General features: G+C 41.3%; 17 protein-coding genes and 1 riboswitch. Of the genes, 14 read left to right on the forward strand and 3 right to left on the reverse strand.

The genetic code is table 11. The features are described from left to right. Positions 1-95 precede the first annotated feature (95 nt). The 9 genes from comGA (at position 96) to QUF73_24095 (ending at position 4,837) form a co-directional block, all read left to right on the forward strand. Positions 96-1,166, forward strand: coding sequence for a competence type IV pilus ATPase ComGA (gene comGA, locus QUF73_24055; protein MDM5229186.1), 1,071 nt, complete (start codon positions 96-98; stop codon positions 1,164-1,166). Continuing rightward, on the forward strand, positions 1,153-2,184 hold the full coding sequence (gene comGB, locus QUF73_24060; protein MDM5229187.1) for a competence type IV pilus assembly protein ComGB: 1,032 nt from the start codon (positions 1,153-1,155) through the stop codon (positions 2,182-2,184). The genes comGA and comGB overlap by 14 nt, the downstream gene beginning before the upstream one ends. Next, complete coding sequence (gene comGC, locus QUF73_24065; protein MDM5229188.1) at positions 2,184-2,510, forward strand: competence type IV pilus major pilin ComGC; 327 nt, start codon at positions 2,184-2,186, stop codon at positions 2,508-2,510. The genes comGB and comGC overlap by 1 nt, the downstream gene beginning before the upstream one ends. Beyond that, entirely contained in the window at positions 2,507-2,947 is a 441-nt protein-coding gene (comGD, locus tag QUF73_24070) for a competence type IV pilus minor pilin ComGD (protein ID MDM5229189.1), read from the forward strand. The genes comGC and comGD overlap by 4 nt, the downstream gene beginning before the upstream one ends. Further along, a complete protein-coding gene (locus QUF73_24075; protein MDM5229190.1) occupies positions 2,931-3,260 on the forward strand; it encodes a phosphatase in 330 nt (109 codons plus the stop codon). The genes comGD and QUF73_24075 overlap by 17 nt, the downstream gene beginning before the upstream one ends. Continuing rightward, positions 3,211-3,690, forward strand: a complete 480-nt coding sequence (gene comGF / locus QUF73_24080) for a competence type IV pilus minor pilin ComGF (protein ID MDM5229191.1) — start codon at positions 3,211-3,213, stop codon at positions 3,688-3,690. Before QUF73_24075 ends, comGF begins: the two co-directional genes overlap by 50 nt. Continuing rightward, positions 3,680-4,063 carry a competence type IV pilus minor pilin ComGG gene (gene comGG, locus QUF73_24085; GenBank protein ID MDM5229192.1) on the forward strand — a complete coding sequence of 128 codons (384 nt, stop codon included), beginning with the start codon at positions 3,680-3,682 and terminating at the stop codon, positions 4,061-4,063. The genes comGF and comGG overlap by 11 nt, the downstream gene beginning before the upstream one ends. Positions 4,064-4,075: 12 nt before the next feature. Then, positions 4,076-4,573, forward strand: a complete 498-nt coding sequence (locus QUF73_24090; protein ID MDM5229193.1) for a shikimate kinase — start codon at positions 4,076-4,078, stop codon at positions 4,571-4,573. A 78-nt stretch (positions 4,574-4,651) separates the two neighbouring features. Beyond that, on the forward strand, positions 4,652-4,837 hold the full coding sequence (locus QUF73_24095) for a YqzE family protein (GenBank protein MDM5229194.1): 186 nt from the start codon (positions 4,652-4,654) through the stop codon (positions 4,835-4,837). Positions 4,838-4,882: 45 nt separating this feature from the next. On the opposite strand, the gene QUF73_24100 is transcribed toward QUF73_24095, so the two are convergent. Together QUF73_24100 and QUF73_24105 are read right to left on the reverse strand one after the other, a co-directional pair. Beyond that, on the reverse strand, positions 4,883-5,677 hold the full coding sequence (locus QUF73_24100) for a YqhG family protein (protein ID MDM5229195.1): 795 nt from the start codon (positions 5,675-5,677) through the stop codon (positions 4,883-4,885). Further along, entirely contained in the window at positions 5,655-7,343 is a 1,689-nt protein-coding gene (locus QUF73_24105; protein ID MDM5229196.1) for an SNF2-related protein, read from the reverse strand. Before QUF73_24105 ends, QUF73_24100 begins: the two co-directional genes overlap by 23 nt. Positions 7,344-7,523: 180 nt before the next feature. Next, a riboswitch (glycine riboswitch) is annotated at positions 7,524-7,611 on the forward strand. Positions 7,612-7,770: 159 nt separating this feature from the next. On the opposite strand from QUF73_24105, the gene gcvT reads away from it, so the two are divergent. The 4 genes from gcvT to QUF73_24125 all read left to right on the forward strand — a co-directional run bounded on the left by gcvT (position 7,771) and on the right by QUF73_24125 (position 11,924). Next, positions 7,771-8,874 (forward strand): glycine cleavage system aminomethyltransferase GcvT, encoded by a 1,104-nt coding sequence (gcvT, locus tag QUF73_24110; GenBank protein MDM5229197.1) that lies wholly within the window; start codon positions 7,771-7,773, stop codon positions 8,872-8,874. Positions 8,875-8,890: 16 nt separating this feature from the next. After that, on the forward strand, positions 8,891-10,237 hold the full coding sequence (gene gcvPA, locus QUF73_24115) for an aminomethyl-transferring glycine dehydrogenase subunit GcvPA (protein MDM5229198.1): 1,347 nt from the start codon (positions 8,891-8,893) through the stop codon (positions 10,235-10,237). Continuing rightward, positions 10,230-11,690, forward strand: coding sequence for an aminomethyl-transferring glycine dehydrogenase subunit GcvPB (gcvPB, locus tag QUF73_24120; protein ID MDM5229199.1), 1,461 nt, complete (start codon positions 10,230-10,232; stop codon positions 11,688-11,690). The genes gcvPA and gcvPB overlap by 8 nt, the downstream gene beginning before the upstream one ends. A 96-nt stretch (positions 11,691-11,786) precedes the next feature. Further along, a complete protein-coding gene (locus tag QUF73_24125) occupies positions 11,787-11,924 on the forward strand; it encodes a hypothetical protein (GenBank protein MDM5229200.1) in 138 nt (45 codons plus the stop codon). 24 nt (positions 11,925-11,948) lie between these two features. Here QUF73_24125 and QUF73_24130 read toward each other — a convergent pair whose 3' ends face one another. After that, positions 11,949-12,332, reverse strand: coding sequence for a rhodanese-like domain-containing protein (locus QUF73_24130; protein ID MDM5229201.1), 384 nt, complete (start codon positions 12,330-12,332; stop codon positions 11,949-11,951). Positions 12,333-12,514: 182 nt separating this feature from the next. Here QUF73_24130 and QUF73_24135 point away from each other — a divergent pair, with 182 nt between their 5' ends. Further along, a complete protein-coding gene (locus QUF73_24135; protein ID MDM5229202.1) occupies positions 12,515-13,351 on the forward strand; it encodes a biotin/lipoate A/B protein ligase family protein in 837 nt (278 codons plus the stop codon). Positions 13,352-13,647 lie beyond the last annotated feature (296 nt).

Raw genomic sequence — 13,647 nt, forward strand, 5'->3', positions numbered from 1 at the left:
AAATTCGTCAAAAAGTTTTGCCGGAATATGAAGGTTATGCCCGGCATTAGTCGAATTATTATCTATAACAATTAATAAAGGTGGTGCATAAGTAGTTGAGTATAATTGAAAGAATGGCAGAACGAATTATTAAAGACGCCGTTAGGAGCCATGCTTCCGACATCCACATTATTCCCCGAAGAAAAGATACTCTAATTCAGCTTAGATTCGGCAGCCAATTGACCCCCAGGCTTTATCTTCCCAAAGAAGAGTGTGACAGACTGATTTCTCATTTTAAATTTACCGCTTCAATGGACATTGGTGAAAAAAGACGGCCGCAAAGCGGTGCATATTCCCTTGAAGTTGATGGACAAATGATTGGACTGCGTTTTTCAACCCTCCCATCAAGCCACAGCGAAAGCCTCGTTATCAGAATTCTGCCCCAGCAGGAACAAATTCCTTTTTTTCGAATCAGCCTTTTTCCAGACATGACCAGAAAAATGCTTGCATTGCTGAAGCATGCTCATGGATTAATAATTTTCACAGGCCCAACCGGAAGCGGAAAAACCACAACATTGTATTCCCTGCTGAATGAAACCTCCCATATGTTCCATCGCAATGTGATCACCCTGGAAGATCCGATTGAAAAAGAGAATGACTTGGTTCTTCAAGTTCAAGTAAATGAGAAAGCGGGCGTTTCTTATTCCGCAGGCTTGAAAGCAATACTTCGCCATGACCCCGATATCATTATGGTGGGTGAAATCCGGGATGCGGAAACTGCGAAGATTGCAGTTAGAGCAGCGCTTACAGGACACCTTGTCTTAAGCACGATGCATACTCGGGATGCTCAGGGGGCTGTATATCGTTTAGCTGAGTTTGGGGTGAATATGCTGGAAATTGAGCAGACACTAGTGGCTGTCACTGCTCAGCGCCTTGTCGAATTGAATTGCCCTTTTTGTGAAGGGGACTGTTCTCCATTCTGCTATGGATACGGCAGGTGGAAAAGGGCAAGTGTGTTTGAGCTTCTTGCAGGAAGAGCGCTTAATGCCTCCATAAAGAAGGCAAGAGGCGAAATCAGCCTTGTTAAGTATCGCACACTTAAAGAGGTAATAACTAAAGGGATTGCTCTTGGATATATAAAGGAAACTGAGTACAGCAGGTGGGTGCACGATAATGCAGACAAATAAATGGACCATTCAAGAACAGGGTTTGTTTCTGAAGAATACAGGAGAACTGCTGTCCAGAGGGTACCCCTTATCTGAGGCACTGGAATCACTGATGCATCAGCTGCCGCCAAAACGAAAACATGAAATCAGCCTGTGCCACTCTCAATTGAAAGCAGGATTTCCATTTTATCAAATCCTTGCAAACATGAACTTTAATAAAAATCTGATTGGCTATGTATTTTTTGCTGAACAGCATGGCGGTCTTGCTTCTGCATTTCTTGAAGGAAGCGAAATGGTGCTGAGAAAAGGCAGGGACATCGAAAAATTGAAAAAATTGATGGCCTATCCTATTTTTCTGATGTTCATTACCGCATTGCTATTTGTTTTCGTTGATAAAGTCCTGCTCCCCCGTTTCTCTTCTTTATTCGTTTCCATGCAACTTCAGCCTAATTTCTTCACAAAAGCCGTTTATTTGTTTGGGGACCTTCTCCCATTATTCATTCTGATTGCACTCTTCGGATTAGTCCCTTTGCTTATATACTATTTTTTTAGATTCAGAAACCTTTCCCCTATCCAGCAAAAAAAGATCATGGTAAAAGTTCCTGCAGGAGGCCATTTTCTTCGCCTTTACTACACCCATTTCTTTGCTGCACAGCTCAGTCACCTTTTAAATGGCGGCCTATCCATACATGAGGCACTTAGTCTTTTTGAGAAAAATGATAAGCAGCCTTTTTACAGTGCCCTGGGTGAAGCCGTGAAAATCAAACTCCGAGAGGGGAATAAGCTTGAGAATATACTCATGAGTTATCCTTTTTTTGAAAGGGAACTGGCCAATATTATCAGACATGGTCAAAAAAATGGCAGGCTGGACCAGGAATTATCTTTTTTCAGCAGGCACTGCCTAAACAAATTGGAGGAAAAGACAGAAAAACTCCTAAAAATGATTCAGCCTATTTTATATATGTTTATCGGGTTTTTAATAGTCTCAATGTATTTGGCGGTTCTGCTGCCTATGTTTCATCTATTGGAGGGATTCTAATGAAATGGCGCATAGTAAACAACAATGACAAAGGGTTCACGCTCATTGAAATGATGATTGTTTTATTGGTGATTTCGGTGCTTTTAATCATTACCATTCCGAATGTAACGAAACACAATTCAAAAATAAACAGCAAGGGATGCGATGCGTTTGTTAAAATGGTGCAGGCCCAGGTTCAGGCATATGAAATTGACAATAAAGAGCTTCCTTCGGATATACAGGATTTAGTGGATGCTGAATATCTCAATGCCGAAACCACTACTTGTCCAAATGGAGATGCCATTAAGATTTCTGCAGAGGGGAAGGTTGAAACTGCAGGGTCATGATAAAAAACAAAGAAGGCTTTACATTAATAGAAACTCTATTCATTTTCAGTATTTTCCTTATTATTGCCACGATTACAGCTGTTCTTCTAAAACCGCAATTCCTCTATCTTGAAAAGATAATGTTCTTTTCCCAATTAAAGTCTGACCTGCTTTATGCCCAAAACTATGCCATAACACATCAGACAGATGTAGCTATTCAGATTATTCCCGAGGAGAACAGGTATTTTGCTCAGGTAAAGCTTGCAGCTGATCCTATCATTAGCAGAGAATATCCGGGAATCATTGAGATTAAGGAGGGGACCATGCCTTTGTTTTTTCAATATGGGCCAGGCGGCATTACAAATAAATTCGGTACCTTCTATGTCAAAGCAGACAATGATCAATACAAAATTACCTTTTTAATCGGAAGAGGGAGATTTTATGTGGAGAAGGAATGAAGGCTTCTTTTTGGCTGAACTCCTGCTTTCTTTATCAGGGATGCTGCTTGCAGCGGGCATAGTGTTTCCTCTTATCATTAAAGCTATAGAGCATTCTGAAGAGGTAAAACAGGATTACGAAAGCACACAGCTGCTTTATGAGAGTCTTCAGCAGTCCGCCTCGGAAGGGCGTTTTCCTGAGGGGAGGACTATAAAAAGAAATCAAACAGTCTATGAAATATTCCCTAAGGAAAACCAAGGATTTATGGAGGTTTGCATAAGATATGAAAATGTACGGGATAGAACGAAAGAAAAGTGTGAAGTATTTCAATAATAATGGATTTACCATGCTGGAGATGCTGTTTGCGTTTTCAATATTTTTATTGATCGTTTCCTTTTTGCCGATCAGCTTTAATTTCCTCTTTCAGGACTGGAAAATGGAAGCCAGGACACAAAGACTTGAGTGGCATGTATTTATTAATCAGCTGAAAAAAGAGATAAGGCTTGCTGATACTGCAGATATATCACCTGTTTCAATTGCATTAGCGATAGACGGGAAAAGTGTGATTTATGAAAAATATGGTTCCAATTTGAGGAGGAGAGTGGATATGAAGGGCCATGAAATTGTCCTTCAAAAACTAGATGGTATTACATTCAGTTCCTTCAATGGCGGAGTTGAAATAAATGTATCGGATAATTTTGATCAGGAGCATTCCGCTTTTCTTTATTACCTGATGAATATGGAGGATGTTGATGTACCGTAATCAGGAGGGATTTTCTTATCCGCTTACTTTAGCAATCATTCTGGCTGCACTCTTTCTCCTTACGATTCAATTAGATCAATTTATTTCTGAGAAAAGGATAGTGAATCAGGCGGAAACCGTCATGATGCAGGAGTATTACTTACTGTGTTCCTTTAAAAAAACTGAAAAAATGCTGAGAGAAAATATAAACCCGGAAAAGTCAGGAATTTATTCGTTTAAAAATGGATCTGTTTCATATGAAATTTCACAAGTGGCAACAGGCTTAATTCAAATTACTTTCAAAACGAAAATTGGCTCTGATAAGGAAATTTCCGGATATGCTTACTATGACACGGATCTGCAAAAAATGATAAAATGGATTGAAAAACACTGAGTGGGGATAAAGATGAAGCCAATTTACTTAATCGGATTCATGGGTGCCGGCAAAACAACAATTGGAAAAGAGCTTGCATCCTGCTTAAATCAGGAAGTAATCGATACAGATGAAGAAATAGTTAAGCGGGAGAAGAAAAATATTAATGATATTTTTGAAGAGCATGGAGAGGGATACTTCAGAAACCTTGAAACGCTTATATTAAATGAATTTGATAATAGAGCGGGAATTGTTACTACTGGCGGGGGAATTGTGGTTAAGCCTGAAAACAGAAAAATGCTGAATGAAAAAGGAATCGTTTTCTTCCTTTATGCATCGCCGGAAGAAATATTTAAACGGATTGAAAATGATCATTCCAGACCACTGCTGAAAGGCGATAAAAAAAAGCTGATTCAGGAACTTTATGAAAAAAGGATGCCGCTTTATAATGAAACCGCCCATGTGGTCATTGATACCACTAATAAAGAAAAAGCAGAAATAATTCAAGAAATAATAGATTGTTTAGGGTGAAAACTCGTTGGACATACTTGTAAATGATAAATAGCAAGCTGTTTTTGCAATATGTGCGGAAAAAGGCAGGTATGACAAATGAAATCCAACGATTATGTAAAGTATCTTACACAGACAGTAGTAAAATATATTGATCAGCCCAAAGATGAGCGAAAACGGTATAGAATAGAGAAAAAGGACATGAAAGAGCCGTTTTTATTCAGGTGGTTTGGAATGTTTTCATATCTTTTCTATTTGGGCATGAGAAGAAAAAAACATAAATAGTTTCATGCAAAAAACCGGCAATGTCTGCCGGTTTTTTGTGTGGTTTCATACTGCGCTGTCTGTCAGATAAAAGAGGCCCCCATTTATTATAGAGATATTAATTTTTGGTTCATATTGCTCTTGAAGGGCTGCTTTTTCGTTTTCATAGCTTTCGCCCTTTTCTTCTGCATCTTCATAAAAATGTTCAAGAAGGTTGAGATCTTTTTGCCAGCGGTTACGAGCTTCATCAGCCCATAAATGTTCTTCTTGTTCAATTTCGGACTTTATGAAATTAGCTACCCTGAATACACCGCTCCCCGGCATAATGAGTGGAGATAGAGTGAAAGAGTAGTCGGGAATCTTAGGTGTAAGGCTCATGCCAAGCAATCTGTCATGAAAGCTTTCGACCATTTGTCCATTTATTAATTGGAGGCCGATGGATTTAAAGACATCTCTTTTTCGGTCGCATTGATAAGATACGCGGACGTTCATTCCCAGCCATGGCCTTAATGGAACCTGCATGCCAGGTGCCTGCCGGTGGTTTTCATATAATCGTATATAGCCTGCCAGGTTTCGGGCTGAATGAAAGATCTGGTGAAGTCTTGGGGAGCCAAAATGAATGACTTCCCCCTTAATATGCGCAGGGGCGAGCTGCTGGTTTGTAATAAGTGTAAGCTGCATAGGATTAGGGACTCCGCCTGTTTTTTCGAGATAATGCCAGTAAAAGGGGCGATTCATTAATTCCTTATCCAAATCGATCGTCAGCTGTACGATCATATACCCCGGGCTTTTATCAATTATTTCGCATCCATTTGCGTGAAAATACCTTTCAAGGAATTTATGAATTTCCTGTTGCTGCATTCAGTCCACCTTCTTTCATATCTTCAGCAAATTGAATCATGCTCGTCAGGTTCTCCATTTTGATTCGCATTTCACCTTCTGAAGCTGATCTTCCGAAAATATCAACAAGGTGATCGTCAATACTGCCAAATTCAAGTTTTGTTAAAATATCATCCAAATCACCAATGACTTTTTCGAAAAGATGTATTTTCTCATATAAAAGCTTCATTACATGTTCTTCGACTGTATCTTTCGTGGCAAAATTATAAATCATGACATCCTTTTCCTGGCCGAGACGATGGATACGTCCAATCCTTTGTTCGAGACGCATTGGGTTCCAGGGGAGATCGAAATTAATGATATGATTGCAGAATTGCAGGTTTATCCCTTCCCCTCCTGCTTCTGTTGCAATCAGGATCTGGGCATTCTTTTGGAAAAGCTCCCTCATCCAGTCCTTTTTGCCTCTTTTAAATCCTCCCCTGAACGGCACAGATGTAATTCCATATTGTTTTAAAAACCACTGAAGATACATTTGTGTTGCTCTGTATTCAGTAAAGATTATGACCTTGTCATTTATTGTTTGTATTAATTCCAGAGCCTTTTGAGCTTTGGAATTTTGCTGGACAGCTTCAACTTTTTTAATAAGGCATTGTATTTGTTCCTGAAAAGCTATTGAGGGCTGTTCCTGTCTTTTCAGCATATTCTGAAGGGTAAAATAGACAGCTTCCCTGCTGCTGCATGCCTCTCTTTGCAGGGTCATCACTGAAAATTGGCTGGAACTGACCCAGTCACCTTCACCCCGCAGCTCTGTTACAGCTTCATAAAGCTCGCGCTCAGCCTGTGAAAATTCAATCGGTATTGTTTCCACATGTCTTTTAGTCCATTCGATTCCTGTATCTGCCCTCCGGTTGCGGATCATGACTTTGTTTACGAGTTCTTTTAGATGTGCATCATCGTTTAAAGAACGCGAGTCCTTTTTATAATTCTCATAAAAGGCTGATTCATTGCCCAGATGGCCGGGTTTGAGCAAGGACACAAGATTGAATATCTCACTGATGCGATTCTGAATGGGTGTTGCTGTTAAAAGGAGGCAAAACTTCTTTTTCAGGTTTTGCACAAACTCATAGTTTTTGGTTTTATTATTTTTAAGCTTGTGAGCTTCGTCTATAATGATCAGATCATAATCCAGGCTGTAGATAATGTCCCGATGCGGATTGCGTTTGGCTGTATCGATGGATGATACCACAACGTCGCATTGTTCCCATACATAGCTTTTCCGCTGTGCCACAGCAGGAATGAAAAATTTGCTGTTCAGCTCCATGGCCCACTGTGAAACGAGGGAAGCAGGAACGAGTATAAGGACTTTTTTTACGAGTCCTCTGATCATATATTCCTTTAATATCAGACCAGCTTCTATCGTTTTGCCGAGACCGACTTCATCAGCAAGGATCGCTTTGCCGTTCATGCTTTCTACAACCTGCTTGGCTACTTCCAGCTGATGGGGAAGGGGAGTAAGGTTCGGCAGATGCTTTGGAGCCTGCAGGCCTTCGAAATCAGGAATAGTCGTGTGGTTTTCAACCTCTACAGCCAGTTTATAAAGCTCCCAGTTTCCCCATGGGCCGTCGTCATCAATTCTTTTTAAGAATTCATCCTGCCAGGCAGAATCAAAGCCAATTTGCACTGTCATAAAAACAGCTCCTTTTATCTATATAAAGATATTGCCCAAACCTTGTTAAGGTGGTACGATGTTAATAGCTTTGAAAGTTTTGAAAGTTAACACATTACATTTAGTTAACCGAAATAATGGATTCTTTATTTTTTCTGTTTGGTATAAGTATGACCAACTTGGAAAATTTTATAAATGCGAATGACAACAAGGGGAGAGACTACTTTGTAGCGCCGAAGGAGCAAGCAAAATCTGTGAATCTCTCAGGCAAAAGAACTCTTGTTTGACGCAGCTCTGGAGAGTGCTTTTAAATAAGCCACCCAAGGGGAAAGCCGGTTTCGGTAAACTTTCAGGTGCAAGGACAGAGATCTTCTCATAATTGAGGGGATACTCTGTCCTTTTTTATGTTCCTACAACAAACTTCAAAAGATTTAAGGGGGACGAGTAAATGTCACAGTTAAAACGCACGCCTTTATTCGAGGTGTACAAAGATTATGGAGCAAAAACCATCGACTTCGGAGGCTGGGACCTTCCTGTTCAATTTTCAAGCATTAAAGAAGAACATGAAGCAGTCCGTACAAAAGCCGGCCTTTTTGATGTATCCCATATGGGTGAAATCGAAGTGAAGGGGACGGACAGCCTTAAATACCTTCAAAAAATGATGACAAACGATATTTCCAAATTAAAGAACTCAGGTGCTCAATATACAGCCATGTGTTATGAGAATGGCGGAACTGTTGATGATTTACTTGTCTATAAAATAGAGGATGACCACTATTTGCTGGTTGTAAATGCTTCCAATATTGAAAAGGACTTCAACTGGCTTCAGGACCATGCTGAAGGGAATGTGGAATTGAAAAACCTTTCTGAAGATATGGCACAGCTGGCGATTCAGGGGCCGCTTGCAGAAAAAGTGCTCCAAAAGATTGCTGGCACGAACCTGTCGGATATCGGATTTTTCAAATTCCAGCAGGATGTCGATCTGAATGGCAAAAAAGCGCTCGTCTCCAGAACAGGATATACAGGAGAAGACGGATTTGAAGTTTACTGTGATGCCAAGGATGCAGCCGCATTATGGAATGAAATCCTTGAAGCAGGCAAAGAAGAAGGCGTGCTCCCATGCGGACTTGGCGCAAGGGATACCCTTCGCTTTGAAGCCAACCTGGCACTCTATGGCCAGGAGCTCTCACCTGACATCACACCGCTTGAGGCAGGAATCGGCTTTGCTGTAAAAGTCAATAAAGAAGCTGATTTTATCGGCAAAGAAGTACTTAAGAATCAAAAAGAAAATGGGGTTCCGCGCAAGCTGGCTGGTATTGAAATGATTGACCGCGGCATTCCGCGCCATGGCTATCCTGTATATAAAGGGGAAGAACTGATCGGGGAAGTGACAACAGGCACTCAATCGCCGACATTAAAAAAGAACATTGGCCTTGTTCTTATCAAGAAAGAGCATGCGGAGCCGGGAACTGAACTAGAAGTGGAAATCCGCGGCAAACGTCTGAAGGCTAAGATTGCAGCAACACCTTTTTATAAAAAAGAAAAGAACTAACCGGGGGGAGAAAATGATGAAACATCGCTATTTACCGATGACAGAGTCTGACCAGAAAGCAATGCTTGAAAAAATCGGCGTCAGTTCTGTGGAAGAACTATTCAGTGATATTCCCGAAAGCGTAAGATTTAAGGGCGAATATAAAATCAAGCCGGCAAAATCAGAGACAGCCTTACTGAAAGAGCTTACTAAAATGGCTCAGAAAAATGCTGATCTTCGTACAAATACATCTTTCCTTGGTGCGGGTGTTTATGATCATTACATGCCAATCATTGTGGATCATGTTTTATCCCGTTCAGAGTTTTATACTGCCTATACTCCTTACCAGCCGGAAATTTCCCAGGGTGAGCTCCAGGCAATCTTTGAATTCCAGACAATGATCTGTGAGTTAACAGGAATGGATGTTGCCAACTCATCCATGTATGATGGCGGAACAGCACTTGCCGAAGCAGCCATGCTAAGCGCAGGCAGCACACGCCGCAAGAAGATACTTATCTCAAGCGCAGTTCATCCTGAATCTAAAGAAGTAGTCAAGACATACGCAAAGGGCCAGTATATTGAAGTGATTGAAATCCCTCATAAAGACGGCATCACAGATCTTGAAGCCCTAAATGAAATGATTGGCGATGACATCGCAGCTGTCATTGTACAGTATCCTAACTTTTTTGGCAGAGTCGAGCCTTTAAAAGAGCTTGAGGAAATTATTCATGCCCATAAATCCATGTTTGTTGTTTCAAGCAACCCGCTTGCTCTTGGCGCACTGACACCTCCAGGTAAATTCGGAGCAGACATTGTAGCAGGAGATGCCCAGGTATTCGGAATTCCTACAGCTTTCGGAGGCCCGCATTGCGGATATTTTGCCGTAACATCCAAGCTGATGAGAAAAGTCCCGGGACGTCTTGTCGGACAAACGGTAGACGATCAGGGGCGCCGCGGCTTTGTGCTTACTCTTCAGGCACGTGAACAGCATATCCGCCGCGATAAGGCAACTTCCAATATTTGTTCCAATCAGGCTCTAAACGCACTAGCGGCATCTGTAGCGATGACTGCTCTTGGCAAGAAGGGCGTAAAGGATATGGCAGCTGCCAACATGCAAAAAGCCCATTATGCAAAACAGCAACTCAAGTCTGCCGGCTTTGAAGTTCCATTCGAAGGCCCTTCATTTAATGAATTTGTCATCAAGCTGAATAAGCCTGTTAAAGAAGTAAATCAAAAGCTTCTTGAAAAGGACATTATTGGCGGCTACGATTTGGGCAGAGATTATGCTGACCTGAAAAATCATATGCTTGTTGCTGTAACGGAATTGAGAACGAAGGAAGAAATCGATGCATTCGTTAAAGAAATGGGGGATTACCATGCATAAGGAAGATCAGCCACTCATCTTTGAATTAAGCACAGAAGGCCGTATCGGCTACAGCCTGCCTGAAATGGATATTCCGGAAATTGCCTTAAGCGAGCTTCTTCCTGAAGGCTACCTGAGAGAGGAAGAGCCAGAGCTGCCGGAAGTGTCTGAACTTGATATCATGCGTCATTATACTGCACTTTCTAAACGCAATCATGGTGTTGATTCAGGGTTTTATCCACTGGGGTCCTGCACAATGAAATACAACCCTAAAATCAATGAGAATGTAGCGCGCTTCAATGGTTTTGCCCACGTGCACCCGCTGCAGGATGAAAGCTCTGTTCAAGGTGCCCTGGAACTGATGTATGATCTTCAGGAGCATCTGATTGAAATTACTGGAATGGATGAAGTGACGCTTCAGCCAGCTGCAGGAGCACATGGAGAATGGACTGGATTAATGATGATCCGTGCTTATCATGAAGCGAATGGAGATACAAAGCGTACTAAAGTAGTCGTTCCTGACTCTGCCCACGGAACAAATCCTGCATCCGCGACAGTCGCAGGCTTTGAAACAGTAACTGTTAAATCGGATGAAAATGGATTGGTGGATTTAGAGGACTTAAGAAGAGTGGTTGGCGAGGACACTGCTGCCCTTATGCTGACTAACCCGAATACTTTAGGTTTGTTTGAAGAAAACATTCTTGAAATGGCTGAGATTGTTCATAGCGCCGGCGGGAAGCTATACTATGATGGAGCTAACCTGAATGCTGTACTTTCAAAGGCACGCCCTGGAGATATGGGATTTGACGTTGTTCACCTTAATCTTCATAAAACCTTTACAGGACCGCATGGCGGCGGCGGACCAGGATCAGGCCCAGTCGGCGTAAAAGCGGATCTGATTCCTTTCCTTCCGAAGCCAGTTTTGGTTAAGAAAGGTGACCAATATGAATTTGATTATGACCGCCCGCAATCAATTGGCCGCGTAAAGCCATATTACGGTAACTTCGGAATCAATGTCCGGGCTTATACTTATATCCGTACTATGGGGCCGGATGGACTTAAGGCTGTTACGGAAAATGCGGTACTAAACGCAAACTATATGATGAGAAGGCTTGAGCCATTCTTTGACCTGCCATTTGACAGACATTGCAAGCACGAATTCGTTTTAAGCGGAAAGCGCCAGAAGAAGCTTGGCGTGCGTACTTTGGATATTGCCAAGCGCCTTCTTGACTTTGGCTACCATCCGCCGACCATCTACTTCCCGCTTAACGTGGAAGAGTGCATTATGATTGAGCCAACAGAAACAGAATCAAAAGAAACGCTGGACGCTTTTGTTGACGCCATGATTCAAATTGCTAAAGAGGCTGAGGAAAACCCTGAGATTGTCCAGGAAGCACCTCACACAACAGTAATTGGCCGTCTGGATGAAACAATGGCTGCAAGAAAGCCGGTTCTTCGCTATCAAAAGCAATAAAAAGCAAAAAAAGGGTGTCCTAAAAAGGACACTCTTTTTTTTCGGCAAATAAACTAATTGTGAACTCTGGTAAGGGAATAGGGAAGTTTGGGATTAATGCAGCGATTCCGGGGAAAAGAATCGAAAACAAGGGAAAGAATCAAGGAAAATGAGGAAAAGAACAGCGGATTTGAGGATTGGCTTATAATTAAACCGGCAGAGGGGCTTTCTCAATCAAGAGACCCCGTTAAGTAAACGGGGTCTTTTCAAATATTGCTATTATTTTTTCGCTTTCACTTTTCCTGTCCATTTTTTAAATCCGCCCTGCAGGTGTGAAAGGTCTTTGTAGCCTTTACGATGCAAAAACTGGGCAGCTCTTGCACTTCTCATGCCGCTTTGGCAATATAAGTAGACTGGCTTGTCCGGACGCAATTCTTTCATGCGCATTTTCATTTGTGAAAGCGGTATATTGCGGGCACCTAAAATATGGCCGTTTTCAAATTCATTTGGTTCACGTACATCAATTAATTGGGCTTTTCTGTAGCCTTCCCTAAACTGGTCTTCCGTAAGCGTTTTAACAATTCGGCGCTGATAAAACCAGGTTATTACGGAATAGGTAATGATTGCACCCAAAATGATTAGAATGAAATAAAGTGTTTCCAATATGTCTTTCTCCTTTCACACATAGGTAAGCCAACTAATATTATATAAGCCTTTCCTAATAGGAGTAAAGGAAATCTGTTAAATTTGTTATGGAAATTCATCTTGCTTTAAATTTCACTGGAATTTTGGTAGACTATTAACCGCAAATGACTAGTTAAAGAATCTGAAAATGAGGGCTACATATGACTAAAGAAGTTTGGCGATTTATCGATTCAGGAGAGGGGTCACCTTCTTTTAATATGGCTTTGGATGAAGCATTGCTTGACTGGAACAGTGAGGGCAAAATGCCGCCAGTAATCCGTTTTTACGGCTGGAATCCGGCCACTCTTTCAATCGGTTATTTCCAAAAGGTTGAAAAAGAAATAGATATGGAAGCTGTAAAGCAGCATGGATTGGGATTTGTCCGCAGGCCTACAGGCGGAAGAGGAGTGCTTCATGAACATGAACTCACTTACAGTGTGATCGTTCCTGAAGCCCATCCCGAAATGCCGAATACAGTTACAGAAGCGTACAGAGTCATTTCTGAAGGGATTTTAAAAGGTTTTCACGGACTTGGGATGGAAGCTTATTTCGCAGTGCCAAAGACAGCTGAAGAAAGGGACTCCCTGAAAAATCCAAGATCTGCTGTTTGTTTTGATGCCCCCAGCTGGTATGAACTTGTTGTAGAAGGCCGTAAAGTGGCGGGGAGTGCACAAACAAGGCAAAAAGGTGTCATCCTTCAGCATGGTTCCATTTTGCTTGATTTGGATGAAGACAAGCTGTTCAGCTTGTTCAAGTATCCGAATGACAGAGTCAAAGAGAGAATGCAAAAAGCTTTCAAAAATAAAGCTGTTGCCATAAATGAGCTGACAACCGAAAAAATTACCCTGGATCAAGCAAAAACAGCTTTCAAAAAGGGATTTGAAGAAGGCATGAATATTGAACTTGAACCTTACAAGCTTACAGATGAAGAAATGGCATATGTACAAAAAATCGCAAAAGAGCGATATGAAAGTGATGACTGGAACTATAAGAGATAAAAGCGGCTGAGTCGCTTTTTCTCTTTTTTTAATGAATAATTTTCCAATTGCTGCCATGTAAAAGTGCAAGCTTCAAAATATGTTAAAATTTATCGTTAATTGTCGGAAATCGGCTATTAACTCTGTTTTTCTTTAAATTCTAGTATATTTTAAGTTTGACAAAATCATATTTAGCTGAATCTGACACAATATGTAGTGGTGTCGAAAATATTTAAGACACTATATATTGATTTTGTGGTTTGAGGTATGGTAACTTTAGGGTACTCTTTTAAAACAGATAGATTTACTCTATCTGC

The sequence above is a fragment of the Cytobacillus sp. NJ13 genome, assembly GCA_030348385.1.
In the GTDB taxonomy this organism is placed as follows: Bacteria; Bacillota; Bacilli; order Bacillales; family Cytobacillaceae; genus Cytobacillus.